This is a genomic window from Psychrobacter sp. FDAARGOS_221, from assembly GCF_002313155.2.
Classification (GTDB): Bacteria; Pseudomonadota; Gammaproteobacteria; order Pseudomonadales; family Moraxellaceae; genus Psychrobacter.
Map to the genome: position 1 here is coordinate 2599402 of NZ_NWFK02000001.1, position 23768 is coordinate 2623169.

General features: G+C 44.0%; 14 protein-coding genes. 4 read left to right on the forward strand and 10 right to left on the reverse strand.

Features of this window, described 5'->3' with window-relative positions; genetic code table 11:
- Positions 1-20: 20 nt before the first annotated feature.
- From A6J60_RS10920 to leuS, 4 genes are all read right to left on the reverse strand, one after another.
- Positions 21-1436: an efflux RND transporter periplasmic adaptor subunit gene (locus A6J60_RS10920; RefSeq protein ID WP_096066017.1), complete on the reverse strand. Its 1416-nt coding sequence runs from the start codon at positions 1434-1436 to the stop codon at positions 21-23.
- A 261-nt stretch (positions 1437-1697) separates the two neighbouring features.
- Complete coding sequence (gene holA / locus A6J60_RS10925) at positions 1698-2768, reverse strand: DNA polymerase III subunit delta (RefSeq protein WP_096066018.1); 1071 nt, start codon at positions 2766-2768, stop codon at positions 1698-1700.
- A 7-nt stretch (positions 2769-2775) separates the two neighbouring features.
- Complete coding sequence (locus tag A6J60_RS10930) at positions 2776-3498, reverse strand: hypothetical protein (RefSeq protein WP_227526134.1); 723 nt, start codon at positions 3496-3498, stop codon at positions 2776-2778.
- Positions 3498-6155 (reverse strand): leucine--tRNA ligase, encoded by a 2658-nt coding sequence (gene leuS, locus A6J60_RS10935; protein ID WP_096066567.1) that lies wholly within the window; start codon positions 6153-6155, stop codon positions 3498-3500. Before leuS ends, A6J60_RS10930 begins: the two co-directional genes overlap by 1 nt.
- A gap of 389 nt (positions 6156-6544) precedes the next feature.
- On the opposite strand from leuS, the gene A6J60_RS10940 reads away from it, so the two are divergent.
- From A6J60_RS10940 to A6J60_RS10955, 4 genes are all read left to right on the forward strand, one after another.
- Positions 6545-6793, forward strand: coding sequence for a hypothetical protein (locus A6J60_RS10940; protein ID WP_096066020.1), 249 nt, complete (start codon positions 6545-6547; stop codon positions 6791-6793).
- Between the two features lie 139 nt (positions 6794-6932).
- Positions 6933-7298: a Spx/MgsR family RNA polymerase-binding regulatory protein gene (locus A6J60_RS10945; RefSeq protein ID WP_096066021.1), complete on the forward strand. Its 366-nt coding sequence runs from the start codon at positions 6933-6935 to the stop codon at positions 7296-7298.
- Between the two features lie 143 nt (positions 7299-7441).
- The gene (locus tag A6J60_RS10950) at positions 7442-7804 is read left to right on the forward strand and encodes a hypothetical protein (protein ID WP_096066022.1); all 363 of its coding nucleotides are present in this window, start codon (positions 7442-7444) and stop codon (positions 7802-7804) included.
- Between the two features lie 518 nt (positions 7805-8322).
- Positions 8323-14190, forward strand: coding sequence for a transferrin-binding protein-like solute binding protein (locus A6J60_RS10955; RefSeq protein WP_096066023.1), 5868 nt, complete (start codon positions 8323-8325; stop codon positions 14188-14190).
- 279 nt (positions 14191-14469) lie between these two features.
- Here the strand turns inward: A6J60_RS10955 and A6J60_RS10965 are convergent, their stop codons facing one another.
- From A6J60_RS10965 to A6J60_RS10990, 6 genes are all read right to left on the reverse strand, one after another.
- Positions 14470-14883 (reverse strand): IS3 family transposase, encoded by a 414-nt coding sequence (locus A6J60_RS10965; RefSeq protein ID WP_096066025.1) that lies wholly within the window; start codon positions 14881-14883, stop codon positions 14470-14472.
- Positions 14884-15349: 466 nt separating this feature from the next.
- A complete protein-coding gene (locus tag A6J60_RS10970) occupies positions 15350-17128 on the reverse strand; it encodes a phosphoglucomutase (RefSeq protein ID WP_096066026.1) in 1779 nt (592 codons plus the stop codon).
- A 529-nt stretch (positions 17129-17657) separates the two neighbouring features.
- A complete protein-coding gene (dut, locus tag A6J60_RS10975) occupies positions 17658-18122 on the reverse strand; it encodes a dUTP diphosphatase (RefSeq protein ID WP_096066027.1) in 465 nt (154 codons plus the stop codon).
- Between the two features lie 54 nt (positions 18123-18176).
- Positions 18177-19568: a magnesium transporter gene (gene mgtE, locus A6J60_RS10980; RefSeq protein WP_096066028.1), complete on the reverse strand. Its 1392-nt coding sequence runs from the start codon at positions 19566-19568 to the stop codon at positions 18177-18179.
- Between the two features lie 142 nt (positions 19569-19710).
- Positions 19711-21189: a WG repeat-containing protein gene (locus A6J60_RS10985; protein WP_193778058.1), complete on the reverse strand. Its 1479-nt coding sequence runs from the start codon at positions 21187-21189 to the stop codon at positions 19711-19713.
- A gap of 33 nt (positions 21190-21222) precedes the next feature.
- On the reverse strand, positions 21223-23262 hold the full coding sequence (locus tag A6J60_RS10990) for a UvrD-helicase domain-containing protein (protein ID WP_096066030.1): 2040 nt from the start codon (positions 23260-23262) through the stop codon (positions 21223-21225).
- Positions 23263-23768: the final 506 nt, after the last annotated feature.

Sequence of the window (23768 nt, forward strand, 5' to 3'; positions counted from 1 at the left end):
TCAGTCAAACGCAGCTTAGCTTACATGCCTGGTATGCGGCGACGTGAATTTGCGCCTCCTGCTTGATCGCCACTGTTTTCACTGATGATGACTTGTTCACCTTGTTTTAAACCACTGAGAATCTGAGCATTCACTCGGTTATCAATACCGACGGTTACTGGTCTGCTTTCTACATTACCTTCAGCGTCTAATACGCGGACATAAGTGCCGTTACCTTTGGCACTCGCTGTGTTGTTTGAGCTGTCATTATTAGGCGCATTATTACTAGCTGTATTGCTATCAGCGCCGTCATTCGAGTTGCCTGTATTGGCGGGTATTGGACCTTTTTTAAGTGCCGCTGACGGAATAAGCAGTGCATTTTCAGCTTTATCGACTACCACATAGACCTGAGCGGTCATATCAATACGGAAGCGACGCTCAGGGTTCGGCACTTCGATATAGCCGACATAATAAATGGCAGAGTCAGTCGAGCTGGTATCACTGATTTGCTCAGGTGCAGGCTCAATGGCGGTTAGTACCGCATCATATTTTTGGTCAGGATTACCGATGGTATTGAAATAAACCGGCATGCCTGCTTGTACATTAATCACGTCTGCTTCAGATATCTGAGCATTGATACGCACGGTTGATAAGTCAGCGAGGGTCACAATGGTAGGTGCTGATTGATTGGCATTCACCGTGGTACCTTGCTCAGTCACTACTGCAACTACCGTACCATCCATTGGCGCGCGTATGGTGGTATATCCAAGGTCTGTACTGGCCGTGTCAACGTTGGTTTGCGCTTTTTGTAAGTCTGCACGGGTACTGGCAATGTCTGCCTTAGCGGTAATTAAAGCGGCTTGTGCGGTTTTTATGGCTGCTTTGGCACTGTCAACACTGGCAGCAGCGGTTTCCATCGTGGTGCGGGCGGCATCAAGCTCTTGCTCACTAATGGCTTGCTTAGCGACCAATGGCTGTAATCTGGCGTAGTCTGCCTGTGCTTGCTTTAGCTCGGCTTGACGACTTTTTAAATCAGCCTGAGCGCTTTGTAGACTGGCCTGACGACTTTGATAATCGGCTTGTGCGCTTTCTACGGCAGCACGGCTTTGCTCTAACGAGGCTTGTTGATTGGAGAGATTGTTCTTCTGAGTGACCTGATCAATCTGCGCAATAAGGTCTCCTTTTTTGACCTCATCACCCACATCGACATATAGCCGAGTCACTTCACCGGATACCTGAGCACCTACATCAACCGTATTGAGTGCCTTTACTTTACCCGATGCCATCACGTTATTCTCAATGTCACCGATCTCGGCAGCCGAGGTGATATAGTTGATGGCCTCTTCTTTCGGCTTGAATTTGTTATAGGCCAAAACAGCAAGAGCGATAACAACCAGAGCAATGATTGTCCACTTAATTAAGGATTTGCGTGTGAATTTATTTGAGGTAAGAGCCATAATACAATCCGCAAACGAAGTTTAAATAGTTTAATGATAACGGATTGATTTAAAAACACCATGGCTTTAAGTTTAAGAAAGGTTACCAGTCATAACATGATTATTAATATTAGGTAACTAAAAATGATTATGAGATAAGGCGGGCTAAATAATGTGGCTAAGTATTGAAGATGAGTAGTCTTGAAGGAGAAAGAATTAGGTTAAACAATCAACAATACTAAAAGCTGCTTAGTAAAGACATATTCAAACTTAGAGAAGCGGTTAGGCGAATAACTTGACCCCAGTCACTCGTAACGCCGCTTGTAGTATCAACTCCCAAGCCGGTTGTCGATTTACGCCTTTAACCGATTTATCACATTGATACAAAATGTCTGCCCAATCAGCAACGCTTTGCGGGGTTTGACGGCGGCAGGCAGACTGATACAACGATTGCTTGCTGCTCCAAATACCAATGCTTTGAGGATCTTGCCCATCGAGTAGCTGTAGAATAAGACGCATATCTTTACTGATGGCCCATAATACCAAAGGCGTTGGCTCTTCAGTGGCACGCAGCTGCTCAATAATCTTAACCACTTGAGTGGCATTACCGGCAAGCATTGCATCAGATAAGTCAAACACGCTGTACTGGGCATCACTGACCAAGGCGGCTTGTAGCGCTTCAACGTCTATACTAAAGCTGGCCGTTGGCTGCTCAGTGTTTTCACTCTGCGCATTGAGCTCTGCAATTTGGGGTGCAAATAGATAAGACAAGCGCCAAAGTGCCTGATAAGCACTTAGCAGATGGTGCTCAGTTTGTACCATCAAAAACTGCCAAGCTTCAGGCTGTAAGGCTAAACCAAAGCGTTGGGCGTGTAGGGACAATAATTGTTGGCGCTGATTTTCATTATAAAGATTGCAATCTATCACCTGCCCAAATTTAGCAAAGGGTGCAAACCACTTACTGCTTTGAGCACGTTTGTCGACTTTAGCGGTCAGCCAAAGCACACAGTTTTGATTGTTACCGGCATTGGCTTCTATCGCAAAGGTTTCAAGCTGCTGTTGAACGTCCTTATCCGGCTTATGATTGCCTGTAATGATAACCGCTGTGGCATCATCAAATAGCGATAAGCTATTTAGCTCTGTGAGCACCTCAAGCCAAGTTTTGGCTGAGACTAATTCGATACGCTTGATGGCTAGGTTTTGAAGATGCCAAGAGCGGCGCATGGCATCTACCAACCACTGCTGTAGCAGCGGCTCATCACCATGTGCAAGCCATAATCCGGTTAGATTCAGATTATGATCCGCTTGCACCTGGGTCAACTTAGGGTAGATGTTTAAAAAGCTATCTTGCATAGGGGCGTTACTCAGACGTCGAGACTGAGTTGCTAGGAGTTGAGCTACTAGATTGTGAACTGCTGGCAGGTCTCGCTTTGGGCGCAACCCTAGGCAGATTTAACGCCACATATTGGTCAGCAATACGTTGGGCTAAGTTTTGATACAACCAATCTTGAATCTGCTCGCCTTGTTTGTCCTCAATACTGACTGATGCCTCGTCGAACTGATAGGTACGTTCAACTTGGATGGTATTTTTGATAATAACAGGTTGGTTCGAGCGCGTATTGGTCGTATCAATGGTCTCGTAAGTAACATCTGCTGAAAGCACCAAACGAATCTCGGTTAAAATACCGACCAACTCATAACGTCTAAACTCAACGTTGTCTACGCGAATAGTCGCTGAATACAAAGCGTCATTCGGGCTGACCTGACGGCCGACATCATCAGCAACTTGCACGCCGACACTATTTAGCTTCTCTTTTAACGGCTGCTTTAAGCGGAAGCTGACCGGATCGTCATCGATACTGAGCACGGCACTGCTAACAGAATAGGTTAGGGGTGTCTCATAGCCACGTAAATGAAAACCACAACCGCTTAATAACAGCGGTGAGCCAATCACCGCTGCTGCCATCAAGGCAGATAATAAGCGTTTTAAAGTGGTTTTTTTATCACACAGGCTTGTGGAAGCCGCGAGGTGACTGGCACCTTGGCGGCTTATGCCCAAATTACTGCGTAGAGTCGTCATCATTAACCTACCACTACAATGTTAACCAGCTTATTTGGTACCACGATCTCTTTTTTGATTTCGCCAGTGAGGTATTTCGCCACACTCTCGACTTCTTTAGCTTGAGCTTTTAGGCTCTCAGGATCGCTGTTTGGCGCCACTTCCATCTTACCGCGTACTTTACCATTTACCTGAATCACCATGGTGATGGTGTCTTGGACCAGTGCTGCCTCATCGAGTTGAGGGTAGCTTAGGTTTAGCGTATCGACACCTAATTTTTCAAGCAGATGTTCAGCGATATGCGGCGCATAAGCGGATAATAGGGTTAATAGACTAGTAATGGCTTCATGCTGTACCGCTAAGGTTTCAGCAGTATGGGTCTTAGTGCTTGACGCAAAGTTACCCAGCTCATTTTCAAGCTCCATTAAGCTTGATACTGGCGTGTTTAATGATAAACGCTCGCCTAAGTCATTATCAATCTTGGCAATCACTTCGTGTGTTTTACGACGTAAGTCTTTCGCCGCTTTGCTTAACTGAGCAGTATCTAGCTCAGCAATAGCTGGCAAGCTGTCGATCGTTAATGACAAGTCTGTAATCGCTTGGGTGTGACTCTGAACAGTACGCCATACTTTTTTCAAGAAGTTATACGGACCTTTTAATGAATCGTCTGACCATTCAAGGGTCTGATCAGCAGGTGCTGCAAATAGAGTGTATAAACGCACTGTATCTGCACCATATTGATCAATGGTGGTTTGTGGGTCGACGCCATTGTTCTTCGACTTCGACATTTTCTCAATCTTACCAATGGTCACCGGTTGACCGTCTTCTTTTAAGATAGCGCTAACTGGTTGACCACGCTCATCAAACTGAATGTCGACATCATCAGCGAAGTAATAGGTTTTACCGCCCTCAGGATTGTCACGATACAAGGTGCCGGCCAATACCATACCTTGAGTCAGTAGGTTTTTGAACGGTTCATCACCAGATACCAGGCCTTCATCACGCATCAATTTGTGATAGAAGCGAGCATATAGTAAGTGCATCACCGCATGTTCAACACCGCCGACGTATTGATCGACTGGCAACCAAGTATCGGCCGCTGCTTTATCAACCATTTGAGTGTCATCATTTGGGCTGGCAAAGCGAGCGTAGTACCAGCTTGATTCCATAAAGGTGTCAAAAGTATCGGTTTCACGCTCTGCTGGGCCACCACATTTTGGACAAGTGGTATTAACAAACTCAGGCATGTTTTTCAGTGGATTACCACGGCCATCTGGCACCACATCTGTTGGCAATTTAATTGGCAAATCAGACTCTTCAACTGGGACGTTACCACAGTATTCACAGTTGATCATTGGGATCGGACAGCCCCAATAGCGCTGACGTGAAACCCCCCAGTCACGTAGACGGAATTGAATCTTACGTGAGGCTAAGTTTTGTGGCTCAAGTTTGGCTAACATCGCTTCAAATGAACCTTCAAAGTCTAAGCCATCGAACTCACCAGAGTTGACCAGCGTGCCACGCTCAGTGTAGGCGCCTTCATGATCTTCAGGCGTTTCAATAACCGTTTTGATAGGTAGGTTATATTTGGTCGCAAATTCGTAGTCGCGCTCATCGTGCGCTGGTACCGCCATTACTGCGCCTGAGCCGTAGCTCATCAATACATAGTTGGCAACCCATACAGGAATCTCTTCACCGGTTAATGGATGGGTGACAGTTAAGCCCGTGTCCATGCCAATTTTATCGGCTTTAGCAAGATCGGCTTCAGCAACTGAGCCTTTTTTGCACAGTTCACAAAATTCAGCAATTTTTGGATCTTGTTCGGCGGCTAATTTGGCCAATCTGTGCTCAGCAGCGACTGCCACATAAGTCACACCCATCAAGGTATCTGGGCGGGTAGTGAACACGTCTAGCGTGCTGATGTCATCGCTGTTTTTGTATGGGAAATGCACTTCCATACCTTGGCTACGGCCAATCCAGTTGCGCTGCATGGTCAATACATCACTTGGCCATTGACCTTCTAGCTTGTCTAAGTCATCTAGCAGCTCGTCAGCATACTCAGTAATTTTGAAGTAGTACATCGGAATGTCACGCTTCTCAACCGGAGCACCACTGCGCCAGCCTTTACCATCGATGACTTGTTCATTGGCCAATACTGTATTATCGACTGGGTCCCAGTTCACTGTGGCCAGTTTTTTATACACCAAGCCTTTTTTGTAAAGCTGTAAGAAGAACCACTGTTCCCAGCGATAATATTCAGGCGTACAGGTCGCAAATTCACGTGACCAATCAATTGATAAACCTAAGGTTTTTAGCTGCGCGCGCATGTTATCAATGTTGGCAAAAGTCCATTTTGCAGGCGCAACTTGGTTGGCAATCGCTGCGTTTTCAGCAGGCATACCAAAGGCATCCCAACCCATGGGTTGCAGCACTTTTTCACCTTTCAAACGATAATAACGGCTTAGCACATCTGAGATGGTATAGTTACGTACGTGGCCCATGTGCAGCTTACCGCTTGGGTAAGGGAACATTGACAGCATATAACGGGTGCGGCTGTCTTTGCTGATGTCATTGCTGACCTCAAAGCGCTTGTCAGCGTCCCATTTGGCTTGCTGCTTCGCTTCAATGGCTTGTGGGTTATAATGATTAGGATTTACTTGATCAGTTGCTGCAGTGCTCATAATAGGCTCTAAGTTAGATGTTTTTGATAAAGTTCTAGAAAAAAAGAGTAATAAATAATGAGAAAAATCAGATACGATAGAATAGCGCAAATTGACTAAAATTGCGATGGTAAAAGCTGATTTGCTAATAAACATAGTGGGTCATTGCCATCAGCACAGCGCTGAAACTATCATTTATTCTATTATAACGCGCCTGACTGTAAATGAAGCGATAACCCAAGCAATAAAACTAGCAATAAAACAAGCCATAAAGGGAGTCGCTATTGACTCATATTTAAAATCTTAAAACATATCCGTCCAGCAAAGGACAGACGATTGAGTTAAGCTACCCAATTGATTTGTATTACACCAAAGCAAGGTTATGGGGCACATTGAGTGGTGTGTTAGTTATGTTTATCGCTGGGTATTTTACAGTGGCAATGGATCGGGCTGATGCGGATTTGACACTACTGCTGATAGGATGGGGGTTTATGCTGCTTTCTGGGTTAGGATTATTGATTCTAATAATCCGAACGGCGCTAAAAAAGCCGGCGTTACGAATCAATGCAGACAGCTTAGAGTATTTCAATCTGTTTAAAGGTAATAAAAAAACTCATATTGGTTGGAATGAGCATTGTATTGCTGACTTTATGGTTTAAATACACTTAACGCTTTTCAACACCATTAATTTCTTCTGCTATTAATCTTTACTACAGTTAGACTAAACGTTTAGTGGTTTAGTGGTTTAGTGGTTTAGTTAAATAGTTGAGTAAAATAATCAATCAAAAAGGAGCTATTATGACAATCACCGTTTATGGCATTAAAGCTTGTAGCACCATGAAAAAAGCCTTTACCAAGCTTGATGAGATGGGCGTGGCGTATGACTTTCATGATTATAAAAAGCAAGGCATTGATAAGGACAGTGTTCAACGTTGGGTCGATGCGTTGGGCATTGCCAAAGTATTAAATAAACGTGGCACCACATGGCGTAATTTGACTGATGAGCAAAAAGCAGCGGCAGATGCCAGTGTCGATACTGCTATCGACTTGTTGGTAGAAAACACCAGCATGATTAAGCGCCCTATGATTGAGGGTGAGATTAATGGTAAATCGGTATGTCTGTGCGGCTTTGATGACGCAGAGTATGAGGCTGTTTTTGGATAAAGTTTGCTCAATTCGTTGAGTAAAGAGCACAATACAAGCCACATCAGGCATTAGCGATACAAAGCCTGAATGAAAAGTGTCTAATTAAAAAAGCCCTAATTAAAAGAGCCTAACTAAAAAGGCCTCTACAAAAAAGGAATGCTATGAAAAATATTGCATCTGCGGCATCGCTTGTCATAACAGCGGCGCTGCTTGCTACCTCAGCTCAGGCAGCAGAACCAACGACTAAGCTTGTGTTTGCTAAAGGCAGTTATTGCGGCAGCTTCAGCGGTGACTTAAAGCGAGGAAAGCGCTTTAGTTTGTGGCTGCTGGCCAATCAAGAAGTGATTATTCGTAATACAGGTTATAGCAAAATCAAAGTGGCTTACATTGACTCACCCAACGGGCGTGTGAAGGGTGAGCATTTTGATAATATGACCTCTTTTTATACCACCAAAAGAGGCAATCACTATATTAAGATTTATGGCAGCGACCATCATAGTTCAGTTGAGATATGTGCCTATTAGATTGCCCTAGAAGTGTTGGGCGCTTTAGCTCAACGCCTCATCAATATTACGACTGATCAGTTTACCGACACCTTCATTGGTGAAGATTTCAAGAATAGTTTTTATTACTTTTAAAAACCTTGAGTTGCTTAGAGGTAGCTTTGTTGTATTTTTATATTTCACTAAATACCAAGTTGTTCAGCTTTAACAATACGCAACTTATAAAGTTTTAATTATATTATTATCAACAACCTATAAGGTATAAGAATAAATTATATAATTAAAAATTCTAAAATAACTGATTAAATTACATTAATAGTGGTGTCCGTAATATCAAATAAAGCTTGATATTATTAGTTTTTTGTATCATATTTCAAAGTGTAAATGTTTAGTTGTTTTTTGTATTTAAGCTAAATGTAATAGAGTAAATGATAAAAAAAATTAAAGGTTTTCAAAAAATAGTGTTTAGTAAATAGCTAACTATAGGGTGTTTTAGTTAAATCATCTAATTTTATATATATAAACAGGGAGATAGTTTAATGCTACCAAATAAACAGTCCATCTTAATGGACATAACAATAGATAAAATTAGTACCAAATTAAAACCAAGTGTTGTGTTATTGACATCGGTAATTCTTGCTTCATGTGGCGGCAGTGGTTCAGGAGGTAATTATACTAGCCCTACAGAGCTCGTTAGCACTACTGATTCATTGGCACAAGCCCAAATAAGCGACGCTCAAAAAGCAGTCGACACTGCCAAGCGACAAGCCTTAGAAGCGCAAGCGGCAGCAAAAGCAGCCAAACAAGAAGCAGACCAAGCCAAAGCCGAAGCGCAAACAGCTAAACAGCAAGCCGAACAAGCAGGTAGTGACAATACCAAGCTAACCCAAGCGCTACAAAAAGCAGAAGCAGCCAAACAAAGCGCAGAAACAGCAGCCACAGCAGCACAAACTGCTAAAGCAGCAGCAGAGGAAACACTAGCTAAAGCTCAAGCGGCAGCGCAACAAGCAATAGGCGCAGCCAAAGCAGACGCACAAGCCCAAGTTGACCAAGCCAAAGCAGAAGTTGCGGTTGCTAATGAAGCCTTACAAGCAGCAGAGCAAGCCAAGAATGAAGCACTAGCAGCAAAAGCACAGGCAGAAGCCGCCAAAGACACAGCCGTCAAACAAGCACAAGCCCAAATAAGCGACGCTCAAAAAGCAGTCGACACTGCCAAGCGACAAGCCTTAGAAGCGCAAGCGGCAGCAAAAGCAGCCAAACAAGAAGCAGACCAAGCCAAAGCCGAAGCGCAAACAGCTAAACAGCAAGCCGAACAAGCAGGTAGTGACAATACCAAGCTAACCCAAGCGCTACAAAAAGCAGAAGCAGCCAAACAAAGCGCAGAAACAGCAGCCACAGCAGCACAAACTGCTAAAGCAGCAGCAGAGGAAACACTAGCTAAAGCTCAAGCGGCAGCGCAACAAGCAATAGGCGCAGCCAAAGCAGACGCACAAGCCCAAGTTGACCAAGCCAAAGCAGAAGTTGCGGTTGCTAACGAAGCCTTACAAGCAGCAGAGCAAGCCAAGAATGAAGCACTAGCAGCAAAAGCACAGGCAGAAGCCGCCAAAGACACAGCCGTCAAACAAGCACAAGCCCAAATAAGCGACGCTCAAAAAGCAGTCGACACTGCCAAGCGACAAGCCTTAGAAGCGCAAGCGGCAGCAAAAGCAGCCAAACAAGAAGCAGACCAAGCCAAAGCCGAAGCGCAAACAGCTAAACAGCAAGCCGAACAAGCAGGTAGTGACAATACCAAGCTAACCCAAGCGCTACAAAAAGCAGAAGCAGCCAAACAAAGCGCAGAAACAGCAGCCACAGCAGCACAAACTGCTAAAGCAGCAGCAGAGGAAACACTAGCTAAAGCTCAAGCGGCAGCGCAACAAGCAATAGGCGCAGCCAAAGCAGACGCACAAGCCCAAGTTGACCAAGCCAAAGCAGAAGTTGCGGTTGCTAACGAAGCCTTACAAGCAGCAGAGCAAGCCAAGAATGAAGCACTAGCAGCAAAAGCACAGGCAGAAGCCGCCAAAGACACAGCCGTCAAACAAGCACAAGCCCAAATAAGCGACGCTCAAAAAGCAGTCGACACTGCCAAGCGACAAGCCTTAGAAGCGCAAGCGGCAGCAAAAGCAGCCAAACAAGAAGCAGACCAAGCCAAAGCCGAAGCGCAAACAGCTAAACAGCAAGCCGAACAAGCAGGTAGTGACAATACCAAGCTAACCCAAGCGCTACAAAAAGCAGAAGCAGCCAAACAAAGCGCAGAAACAGCAGCCACAGCAGCACAAACTGCTAAAGCAGCAGCAGAGGAAACACTAGCTAAAGCTCAAGCGGCAGCGCAACAAGCAATAGGCGCAGCCAAAGCAGACGCACAAGCCCAAGTTGACCAAGCCAAAGCAGAAGTTGCGGTTGCTAATGAAGCCTTACAAGCAGCAGAGCAAGCCAAGAATGAAGCACTAGCAGCAAAAGCACAGGCAGAAGCCGCCAAAGACACAGCCGTCAAACAAGCACAAGCCCAAATAAGCGACGCTCAAAAAGCAGTCGACACTGCCAAGCGACAAGCCTTAGAAGCGCAAGCGGCAGCAAAAGCAGCCAAACAAGAAGCAGACCAAGCCAAAGCCGAAGCGCAAACAGCTAAACAGCAAGCCGAACAAGCAGGTAGTGACAATACCAAGCTAACCCAAGCGCTACAAAAAGCAGAAGCAGCCAAACAAAGCGCAGAAACAGCAGCCACAGCAGCACAAACTGCTAAAGCAGCAGCAGAGGAAACACTAGCTAAAGCTCAAGCGGCAGCGCAACAAGCAATAGGCGCAGCCAAAGCAGACGCACAAGCCCAAGTTGACCAAGCCAAAGCAGAAGTTGCGGTTGCTAATGAAGCCTTACAAGCAGCAGAGCAAGCCAAGAATGAAGCACTAGCAGCATTGGCAGAAACAAGGCTGGGCAATTTTGTTTCACCAGACTCTGTTATATCAGGTGCACAGATTGTAGCGGTTGGGACAGCCTCTGGTGTATTTACTAGTTCGCCAGACAATTTTGATATGCAAAAAGTTAATGTTAATGATGTTAGTGACAAGTCGTCATTGGCACCGCTTGATATTCAATTACGCGGTGAAGATGATACGGCGTACGGAGATGTAGAGGCAGGATTGAAACAGCACTCTGGCAGCCTAAGTTTCAAAGGTTATGATGGTGTAATTACACTTTATAATCGTAGTTTAAACTATGATTCTATTTATAAAAACTTTGATGAAGTCATGCAGATAGGCCATATCAATGGCGACATTAAAAGTAGTATCTTTTTTAATCAGCCACTTGCTACCGTATATGCACAAGGGCGAGCCACGAACTTAGATGATTTTAATGAGCTGGCAGTTCGAGATGAAGGCAAAGTAAATTACAAAGGTATGGCGACTTATAAAGAGCAAGACACTGACGTTGTTAGTGGTAGTTCTGATTTTGATGTTGATTTTATTAATAAGTCAGTTAATGGTACCTTAAAATTTAAAGACGCTGATTATCAATATATGCCTGAAGGTAATGAAATAGCAATTCAGGCTTTAATAGAAGGCAATAAGTTTCAAGGCAGTAGTCAGGGGATAGAAACATCGGGTGGGTTTTATGGATCAGGCGCCAAATACCTAGGTGGCGTCTATGCAAATTCAGGTGATAATAAGCAGTTTATAGGAACCTATGGTGCTAAAAAGATAGCGCCACCTATCAATCCTGATACACCTGTGCAAGATGAGCTAACTGGCTTTCAAAGTAATACAGTCAGCAACTCTTCAGGATTCGTTGTCAGCGCCAAAATTAACACAGACATACATGATGATAAATCAGATTGGATAGAGACAGTAGAGGAAGATGGGCAGCTCATAGCGATAGACAATCGTGAAGGAGATAATTTCACCAGTTATGATAGCTTTTTAATGCGTTCTGATATGACCAACGCTAAAAAAATCAAACAAAAAGTTGCCATCAATATTAAAGCTGATGATGATGCAAGTTATGGTAATGGATTTAAACTTCATAAAGATAAGACTGAAGTTAAAGGATCTTCTACCATGACTATGGATTATACGACGATTTACAAAGACTTTGATGGTGCAATGCAACTGGGTCATGTCTATGGAGAGCCTGATGGTGGTTTTTGGGTAGGTAAAGATGCGAGGCTTTCAACTGTATTTGCTCAAGGTAATGCGACAAGTTTAGATGATATGCAGTATATGAAAGACTTGGCTCAGTATCAGATTGAAAGTGGTAATAGTGGTGATGGTAAGGTGAGTTATGAAGGTGTTGCTACTTATCTAGAAAACATCCATCAAGGCGATAAAGTTCATACCGGACCTGTTGTCGATGGCGTTTCTAAGTTTGATGTTGATTTTGTCGGCAACTCAGTTAAAGGTGAGCTCTCATTTGATCAAGAGCTAGCTTATAACTCAAGTGGCAAGGTTCGTATTGAAGCGGTTATTGATGGAAATCAATTTTCTGGTAATACCAACAATATTGATGCCTCAGGTAGCTTTTATGGTGAAGATGCCAAGTATATAGGCGGTGTTTATCAACAAGTATTGACTGAAGGTGGCAAAGGAGATGAGCCTGGAACAGCAACTACTTTCCAAGGTACCTATGGTGCGACGCAAGTAGATGCTGTGGTAGTTGATCCTGCAGAGCCCGAAGTTCCAGCAGAACCAAAAAGCAATCAATCAGGTGTACAAACACTACAAGTAGCTGTTGATCTGTTAAACAAAAAGTTTGCAACCACAACTCGAGACTTCGAAGTTGATAATGATAAGGTGGTCGCGCGTACAGATATTATTTCTAATGGGCTGTTACCAAAGCTAGATATTAATTTTAACAATGGTTCAGAAACAGATAGAGGTTTTAATACCGCCACTAATGACACCAGTATCAAGACCGAACTAGGCGAACTGCCAGTAACGTATCAGTCTGTATATAAAAATTACGATGATCAGATGATGATTGGTCAGATTGCTGGTAATGCTACCTTTGCGTCAATGGAGATTCCATTAGAAGGTGCATTTGCTGTCGGTAATGCAACTGCCACAGAGAATATGCCAAGCGAGGGTAGAGTATTATATAGCGGTGATGCGACTTATCGTGATATGAGACAAGCTGATAAGGTTGAGTTGGGCGAGTCATCATTTGTTACAGACTTTGTTGCAAAAGAAATGACAGGCAGCTTAAATTTTGCAGACAACAAAAAAGTAGACTTATCAGCAAGAATAGAGGGTAACCAGTTTTCAGGAACAGCTAGAAATAACAAGGGTTTTGAAACTTCTGGTAGTTTTTATGGTGATTTGGCTGAGCACTTAGGTGGGACGTATCAAGGCAATCATATTATAGGGAGCTATGGTGCGTCAAAGCAAGAAACCCCTGCACCAGACGTTTTACCGAAACCTGAGCCGGTCTTACCGGTTAATGTTGAGGTTGCGCCAGATACAGGATTAAGCGGATTTCAAAGTAATACATTAAGTAGTTCAAAAGGCTCATTTACAGATGATGCCATTGGTTATGTGCAAATTAGAAATGATAAATCAGATTGGGATGAAACCATAAAGCTAGGAGGACAGTTTGGTGATGTTGAGCTTGCTATTGATAATAAACAAGGTGATAACTTTACCAGCTATGACAGTTTTCTAGCCCGCGTAGACATGATAAATCCAGACAGCATTAAGGATAAAGTGACGATAGCTGTTAAAGGAGAAAAGGATACTGATTATGGTGATGGCTTCAAAGAGCATCAAGACAGTGTAACAGTACAAGGTCCTATTGGCTTAACTTTGGCGTATTCAGCAGTATACAAAGACTTTGACTCGCAGATGCAAATTGGACATGTCTATGGCGACCCTGATGGCGGATTCTTTGTTGGCAAGCAAGCCAGATTTTCTAATGTATTTTCTCAAGGTAATGCGACGGATCTAGCTGACATGACCTATATGAAAAATTTAGCACAGTATAATTTAGAGACAGGTGTTAATGATGGCCTAATAAACTATACAGGTGTGGCTACTTATATGGAAAATTTACATCTAGGCGACGGCGCGCGTAGTGGACCGATAACCAATGGAACCTCTACATTTGACGTGGACTTTATTAGTAATACGCTCACAGGAGAGTTGTCGTTTGCAGGTGACTTTAAGTATAACCCAAGCGGTAAAGTATTTATCGAGGCGAATATAGAGGGCAATACATTTGCTGGCGATGCTAATAACATTGATACAGCAGGTGGTTTTTATGGAGAAGATGCAAAATATATCGGTGGTATTTACCAGCAAGCTCTAGATATAGGTGGTAAAGGAGATGTACCTGGTACTGGTACTGCTTTCCAAGGTACGTTTGGTGCTGAGAAGCAATAAAGTAGTCTGTACTCGTTGCAGTTGACAGTAATTTATTTGTCATAATAATAATGAATGAACAAAAAGGCAGTTATAATTAATTATAGCTGCCTTTTTTTATCTCTATGTTCCCTACTAATATAAGTTTGTTTCAATATAAGTATTCTGATAAGGACATCCAGGCTCGATATAGTCAATGTAGATACCGTGAGTCGATGCCCAATCAGTGAATGTGCTAGATGTAAACTTACTGCCGTTATCCACACGAATTTGCTTAGGATAGCTATGCCACTCAGCTAACTAATCAAGGTAGCGAATTACTCGGAGTGAAGGCATATTGGTACTAATATCAATACCTAATACTTCACGGTTGTAATCATCAATCACATTAAAGGTTCGAAAGCGAATATTGTCATGCAGTTTGTCGCTCATGAAATCCATAAACCAAGTATGCCCTAATACACTTGGCGCACTTAGCGGCTGAGGATTGCGTATTGGTAGCCGTCTTTTAGATTTACGGTGAAGATTCAAGTTTAACGCTGTGTAAACACGGTGTACGCGCTTATGATTCCATGAGTAGCCAAGCTTGCGTATGCATTTTAAGCACTTTGGGAAACCCCAACGATTATGCTTGTCCGTAAGCTTATTTAAGACATCAACAATCTCGCTATCATCAGATAGTTTAGGCTTATAGTAGTAAGTGGTTCGACTCATGTAGACCACCTGACAACTTACCGCAATACTGACACCATACTGCGCCTGTAACTTTTGCGCCCAGACTTTGCGATCGCAAGCAGGCGCTATAGCTTTTTTATGATCTCTTCCTGCATTTGCGATTTGAGGCTTAAATCAGCATACATCTGTTTAAGCCTACGGTTTTCTTCTTCAAGCTCTTTTAGTCGTTTGACGTCAGAGGCGCTTCTATACAGCCGTATTTCGATTTAACTTCGCTATCGTTCCGTCTTGCGTCACTAAAACAGTCCCTCAGACTGTTTCTTAACGTCTCTTATTATAAAAAGTTGAATTAGCAGTCCCACATTTACGGCACAGCTCTTTAGCAGGTATTCCTGCTTTTGATTCTTTTAAAATCGATACTATTTACGTTTAAGTCATTTGTTTGCTCATATCAAAACTGCTTAAGGGTATGGTATTTTATAAGAAATTCTACGTTTGAGCTGTGCTATTTTAGGGGATAGTTACACAATCTTATTATCCCAAAACCTTGGTCAAAATCCAAACGTAAGCCATCAATGCAGCTGAGACGTACTTTCTCAGGGGCGAAGTTGAGGTTTAAGGTTTCAGGATGTTGTTGTAGCCGTTGGCACAACTGGCTTAGTTTATCACGGACCAGTTGTACTGGGTTTTTACTATTAACTGAATCGGCAACTTTCGCCGGAAATTCATGCGTGTCAGTGTATTTTCCTGCTGCAGACATCTCATCCGGAGAGGCTGTTTCATTCGACAAATCAGGTTCAAGCTCAGACTCAGATAGGCCGGGGCTTAAAGCTAGGTCAGTTAAGCCTGATAGCGGTAAGTACTCATCTGCGGTGCTGACCAGTGGCGGTAGACCATCTAAGATGTCTGACAGTTGTAGCGATTTGTTTGTCACTAACTGATAGCGCTGGGTGTTATAAACCAACCAGTTTAATAGGCGTAATCCAGCATACATCGCATCATCGTGCAATAAGAAGTAGCCATCGTTGAATAAGAAGTGACCGGATAATTCACCGGCAAATAGGGGGCCTTGCTCTTCAGCGTCAGTTGAGTCAGCAGGAGAATAGTTATCGGCTAACTGACGGCTTTTGGCATATACCGCATGACGCAAGATGCTGCTGCCGGTTTTGCTCATTTGCCCAGTCGCACCGATTTGTTCTAATAGCTGTGGCACTTGATGTGCGCATTTAACATCAAAGATGACAATCGGTTTTTGATTGCTATTGTTATTTGCAGCAGATACTTCTACGCGACTGTTAGTATCGTGATTTAAGTCAACATTGTGCTTGTGACCTAAGTAATAGTCCTCTACCGCCACTTGCGCCAATAGATAAAGCAGATGATCCGGTGCTAATGGTCGACCCAGATTATCGACGACCATTAAGCGGTCACCATCACCATCAAAGCCAAGGCCGATATCGGCTTGATGTTCAATCACCGATGCTTGCAATTCACGCAAGCGATGGGGCTGAGTCGGGTCAGGATCACCTTTTGGGAACTGCCCGTTGGGATCTTGGTTTAATAACACAGCCTCAGCACACAGATTTGACAGTTGACCAAAAAACAACGGCGCAAACGGTCCAGTAGCCCCATTTAGGCAGTCAATGACTACCTTTAATGGCTGAGCATTGGGAATGGCAGTATTGGACGCCATATGTGTGAGCTGCGCTTGATACAGCGGTTGGATATGATCGATGGCTTGTTTGGCGCTAGCAAAATAGGGTGCTGTCACTTGTTCACGGCTTAGCGTGATTAAATGAGTAGGGTCTAAGTTAGTAAGGTCAGCAGCTAATTCAGTGGTTTCAAGTTCAGGAGACAGCTCATAAGTCTCGGTCGCCAGTTGATCATACAGGGCGATAATATCTTCGCTACTGGGCGACTGCCCATGCACCACCCACTTAATGCCATTGATAAAACGGGTCGAATGACTGGCAGTAGTAATCAGACCATGTCCCTGATATTGGTTGGCCCAGAACACCATAATCGGTGTGGTCACCAGCCCCAACCAGATGACCTCAACACCCGCCTGACGACAACTGAGCGCAAATTGCTCAGCAATCGTCTGACTATCTTGACGCATATCATAGCCAATCACAATCTGCGACGCGCCAATGCTATCACGCAAATAGCGGGCAAAAACGCGGCTTAACGCGGCAACAAAAGGCGGGGTGAACAGCGCATGTTTACCACGAATATCATAGGCTTTAAACAAGGGGCGCTGAGCGACAAAAGGATGTGAGGGCAAGAGACAACTCCATAAACGAACGCAGTCATTAGCACAGTGCTACTTACCCGTGATGGCCACAGAGCGGCCTAATTTAAGGTAAACCAGTTATTGGTATGGTCCGTTTACGAGTACGGGTATCAAAGTCCACTGTCAATACAGCAGGCAATAATGCAACTGCTATCTTTAAATATAGCACCCGGCACTCGAGTTTGACAATACACACTCTGTTACAGTCTCAGAGCAAGGCATTTATGGATAATTTTTGTAGGTTGCAAATCAATAAAAGGGGCGAATAGTCGTTAACAATGACTACTAACCACTGTCAAAACTAGGCTTAGGAGCCAATCGTGCTATCCGCTCATATCTGCATCACTCATGGCGTGCAGACTATCGTGGCCAGAGTCATTGCTGTTATCTCGACACTGTCTCTAGCCACAGTCCGCATCGCCATGACTTACTGCAGGATAGCCGCTACTATCACGGCTAAACTCCCGCTTCAGACTCTAATAATGTGCCACACTGTCACAATCATGCAACAATGCAGGCGTTACTGACGACCAGAATGTCCAAAGCCGCCAGCACCGCGCGCGCTTTGTTCATCGAATTCTTCCACGATAGCAAATTCAGGGCGCACAACGGGCACTACCATATACTGCGCCATACGTTCAGCAGGATTCAGCACAAAGTCACTGTCGCTACGGTTCCAGACACTCACCATCAGCTCACCTTGATAATCGGCATCAATCAGACCAACCAAGTTGCCCAGCACGATGCCATGCTTATGACCCAAGCCTGAGCGTGGCAGAATGATACCGGCATAGTTAGGATCGGCGATATAAATGGCTAAGCCAGTGCCGATTAGTTGAGTTTCACCAGCTTTAATCGTGATTGGCTCATCAATGCAAGCGCGTAAATCAATACCAGCTGAGCCGTCAGTGGCACGCGTTGGCAGTGGGAAGTTTGGGTCGTTACCAATTTTTGGGTTTAAGATTTTTACTTGTACAGAATTCATGACTGTCCTTTGGTTTTATAATATAAGTTTTATAGTATAAATAGTGAGGCTCGATTATAAGATAAGCAAACTTGCTAAGCCTAAGAATGACATAAAGCCGACGATATCAGTGACTGTGGTCAAGATGACTGAGGCCGATAGCGCAGGGTCAATATCCATCCGCTTGAGCATTAATGGGATACTGATACCGGCCACATTGGCAGCGGTCATATTAATGGCAATCGCAAGGCCAATAACCACGCTAATCATCGGCGTATGGAACCAGAACTGAGCGATAATGGCCATGATAATCGCCCAGATGATGCCATTTAACGCACCGACCCACAGCTCTTTGTTCAATAACCAGATTCGGTTAGAACCACCAATTTGACCCATCGCCAAACCGCGGATGACGACGGTTAATGTCTGGCTTCCAGCGATACCGCCCATACTGGCGACCACTGGCATCAGTACTGCCAACGCTACCACATGTGCCAAGACCTCTTCAAACTGACCAATCACCGAAGCGGCGAGTAGGGCGGTCAATAAGTTAATACCGAGCCACACGCTACGGCTTTTGGCACTGCGCAAGATAGGCGCGAACAGCTCTTCTTCATCACTCACACCGGCTAAGTGCTTCATGGTACTATCGACGTCATCTTGGATAATTTCCATAATATCTTCAGCGTTAAGTTGACCGACCAGCTCGCCAAAGCTGTTAACGACGGGGGCGTAGCGAATATCTGATGAGCGAAAGACCGCAGCCGCATCTTGAATATCCATCCGATCATTAATGGTCACTGCAGGGTCAATCCACTGTTCAACCAACGACTGCTGTGGGTATTTAATCAAATCGACTAAGCTTAATAGCCCCAACAGCTGATGACTGGCATCGACCACGATCAGCTCTTGAGTTTGGTCATCCAGCAGGTCTTCGTCTTGACGCAGCCAGTCTTGAACTTGTTCTAGAGTAATATTGCCTTGAATCTGAATGGTGTCGGGGTCCATATAGTCACCGACCTCGTACTCTTCATAGGTGTTTAGCTGACTGACCTGTAGTCGAATGTCATCATCAAGATTCGACATCACCTCAGAGCGCACCTTGTCATCAACGGTGTCTAGAATCTCAGCAATGTCTTGTGCATCTAGATCTTCAGCAAGCGTTTCAATTTCGCCGGCTTGCATATTCTCCATCAGTGACGGACGAATATCATCCTCAACTTCGGCCAGTACCTCCCCTTTAATATCTATCGGGACTTGTGTCCAAATCAGCTTACGATCATCGCTAGGGAAAGATTCTAGTAGGTTGGCAATCTCATATTCAGACTGCTCCTCTAAGAAATCAGCCATAAGCGTCAAGTCATTATCTGCGACCAAGGTCTGCAAATAAATGAGCTTATCTTCGGCGCGGTCGTAACCTTCAGGGGGAATATCTTGCTTGGATGTGTGCTCAGTATTACTCGACATACGCGCCCCTAATAGAGTTGATGGTAGATTGGATGATTGATAGTAGAAACAAAAATGACAGGAGTGACTCCTGCCATTTTGAGGTTATTTTACAATATTAACCGACAATACGTTAAGTTTTATTGACACTTATAAGCGGGTATTAATAAATTTTTAAACCCAGTAATGAGTGAGTTGACCCAAAAGCCTGCGTCTTGATAGTGGTCATTGTATGACCTTTGAAGTTGAGCTTTATCCAGTCACCATCCAAGGTTTTAACCTGAATTAATCCATAGGATTGGCGACCTACCATATCAAAACGATAGGGAATGACCAACTTTCCAGAGGTGTTGATAAAACCTAAAACACCGTCTTGCTCAACCGCTGCCAACCCATTTTCAAAGCAATAGGCCATGTCATAGTCAAATGCAATAAGCGGCTCGCCTTTACGATTAATAAATCCATATTTGTCATTGAGTTGAACCGGTGCCAAGCCGGCAACAAAAGCAGCAGCACTTTGATAATTAAAGCCAATAACCACCTTACCTTGATGGTCTAAATAGCCCCAGCTGCCATTTTTATTGGCGGCAATTAATCCCTCACTAAAATAGCCTATCTCGTCATATTCTATGGGAATGATGATATTGCGTTGCGTATCGATGACGCCCCATTTACCAGCTTTATTGACTCTAGCTAATCCATCAATAAAGTCAAAATAGGCCATATCAAATTCAAAAGCTATGACGGTATCGCCTGCGGTATTGATGACACCGGATTTACCGTGTTTTCTCACAGTGCTTAGACCATCACGGAACAGGCTTGCATTATCGTAAAGCGGAAAGGCTAATTCGCCATTTAAATGGATAAATCCCCATTGTTCACCGATCTTCACACGAGCCAGATTGCCGTCAGAAAATGCATGAGCATGATCAAATTTAAAAGGGATAACGACCTCATTATTGCGATTTATAAAGCCAAACTTACCCTGCTTTTCAACAGGCGCGAGTCCCTGTGAGAACGCATAGCCATTTTCATACTCGAGAGGTATGACCGTTTCACCCTCAAGATTGATATAGCCAGATAAGATATCAACATCGTCTTTGTCATATTTAATAACTTGGACGCCGATTAGCCCCTCTGAGAAGCTGGTGATACCATCATATTTAGCAGCAATAATGATATCTCCAGATTGGTTTATCAGACCATACTTTTCATTTTGTTCAAAAATGGCTAAGCCGTCTGTGAATTCGACATAACTTTGCAGCTTATATTTCGAAACTACGACCCCGCTGCGGTTGATAAAGGTATAACGAAATGAGTCACAGACTAAAGCTTGACCGTTGTTAAATGACTCGGCATAGTCAAACTTAAACCCAATAACCTCATTGCCATGTTGATCAATGTATCCATATTGATTGTCTAACGATACTGCCGCTAAGCCTTCAGAGAACGTGGCAGCATCCTCATATTTAAAGTCAATAACAATGTCATGATTGTGATTAACATAACCATATTTGCCATCTCTAGACGCTAACAATAGGTCGTTCGGTAGCTCGCTTTGTGATTGACACCCATATACGAAAATATTGTTAGCCTCATCGTAGCAATCACTCACTGCCACGGCTTGAGCGTTTTGCCTCATCAGTATCGACATCATTGTAGAATCAGGTATCTTCTATTTTTTCTTTTTTTGTAATAGCGCTTTAATGTTGGCCATATACTCATTGGCGACCACTTGTGGATCACGCTCTGCTTTTTTCTTTTTGGCATTGGCTGGCCAGTCTAGATGCTCTTCGGGCAGCTCTTCTAAGAAGCGGCTTTGAGTGGTCGTTCGCATTTGACCGCCGCCACGACGTTGAGCCGCCAAGGTTAAGGTCAGCTCACGGCGAGCACGGGTAATGCCCACATACATCAAGCGGCGTTCTTCTTCGATGGTCTCACCAATAATAGAGTTGCGATGTGGCAACAGCTCTTCTTCAAGCCCCATAATGTAGACAAAGTCAAACTCTAGACCTTTGGCAGCGTGCAAGGTCATTAAGTTAACCTTGTTGGTATTTTCTTCTTCTTGTTGCTGCTCTAGCATATCGAGGAGCACCAGCTTACGAATGACAGCATCAATGGTCTTGTCATCGTCATCATCAGCACGGTTGATTAGCGCTTGAATACTGGTATACAGCATTTCGATGTTATCGAGACGGTTTTTCTCTTGCTGCGGGGTTTTGGAGTCGCTGCGAACAAAGTCAATATAACCGGTCTCATCGATCATTTGACGCACTAAAGGCACTGGATCTGGATGCTGATCTAGCTCACGGGTGTAATGCTCGATAAAGTCACCGAAGTCTTTGAGCGTGCTATAGGCTTTGGTTGGCAGCACATGAGGCAGGCCACCGTGAGTACAGGCAGCCAGCAACGACACGCTATGCTCCTGCGCAAATAGCCCCAGTTTCTCTAAAGTGGCTGGACCCAATCCACGTTTTGGAGTATTGACGATACGCAAAAAGGCACTGTCATCTTCAGGGTTTAGGATAAGGCGCAAATAACCCATCACGTCTTTAATTTCACTGCGTGCGAAGAAAGATTGCCCGCCAGAGAGCTTATAAGGCACCTGTAACTGACGCAGCTGCGCTTCTAGCATTCGTGCTTGGAAGTTACTGCGATACAGTACCGCATATTGCTCCCACTCATTGCCATGACGCAGTTTGTGAGTGACGATTTCTTTCGCTACACGCTCTGACTCATCATCATCGTTGCGACAGTTAATAATGCGAATCTTCTCGCCTTGACCTTTGTCCGACCATAATGCTTTTTCGAACAAATGCTCATTGTTCATGATGACCGTATTGGCTGCGTTTAGAATACGGTTGGTTGAGCGGTAGTTTTGCTCAAGCTTAATCACTTTAAGCTTAGGGAAGTCTTGTTTAAGCAGTGCCATGTTTTCTGGTCTGGCACCACGCCAAGCATAAATAGACTGGTCATCATCACCTACCACTGTAAACTTACCGGTCGGCCCAACAATCAACTTAATCAGCTCATACTGAGCGGTGTTGGTATCTTGATATTCATCGACCAATAAGTAACGGATACGGTTTTGCCACTTGTCACGCAGCTGTGCATTTTCACGTAAGATTTTGGCGGGCAACACAATCAGATCATCAAAGTCTACCGCATTATAAGCACGCAAATTACGCTCATATAAGGCATATAAGTTGGCAAAAATCATGTCTTCTGGATCGTCTAAGGTATCCATGGCTTTATCAGGTTCAATTAAGTCGTTTTTCCAATCAGAGATAAACTTAATGGCTTTGCCAACCAGTTCACGGCTCTCAGCACCTGATAGGTTGTCACGCATCATCAGCTCCATTAATAGACGCTTACTGTCTTCAGCATCCATAATAGAGAAGTTACCTTTTAAGGGGGTGTGTAGCAGCTCATAGCGCAAAAACTGTAGGCCAAATTGGTGGAAGGTCGATACGGTTAAGCCACGGGTCTTTTCTTTAGGCAGCAAAGTGGTTACCCTGGCTTTCATCTCACGCGCTGCCTTATTAGTAAAGGTAACCGCAGTAATACGCTCAGCAGGAATGTTGCACTGTTCAATCAGATAAGCAATCTTACGGGTAATAACAGAAGTTTTACCTGAGCCTGCACCCGCTAGAACCAGTAGGGGACCGGATACATAAGTCATGGCCTCTTGTTGTTTGGGATTGAGCTTGCTCATGGTGCACCTTTTGTGTTGTCGATTAAATAGGGGTCAATCAGTGATAAGTGGTTCAATAATGTCGTTCAGTAGTCGTGTCGTCGTAAAGACCAAGAGTCCGTAGCCATTATCGTCATAAATACAATAATCATACACGGCATAAATGCAGCTTGATGACATTAGATTGATAGGATTGTGGTTTTTGAGTCACTATATTTATAAGTGTTTATAAGTCACTTGATATTTAGATAATCGGTTAAAGCGACTGTATTGTATTAATAACAGGGTATTTATAACGAGGTCTTAAATTATCGGTAAATAGGCTATTAATATAGCAGTGATAGACGATACGTTAATGACGTTAAAGGTTATCAATGGGGAAGATGTATTATAGGGGGAAATGCTGAAATCACAACCGGTTAGCGTGAGAAAAAAGTCCTAATGTCGTTTTAGCTTATCAGTCCACTAACAATACCAATGTACCCAAATCAAGCCTCATTAACCGGCGTTTAACTGGTTGTAAAGCC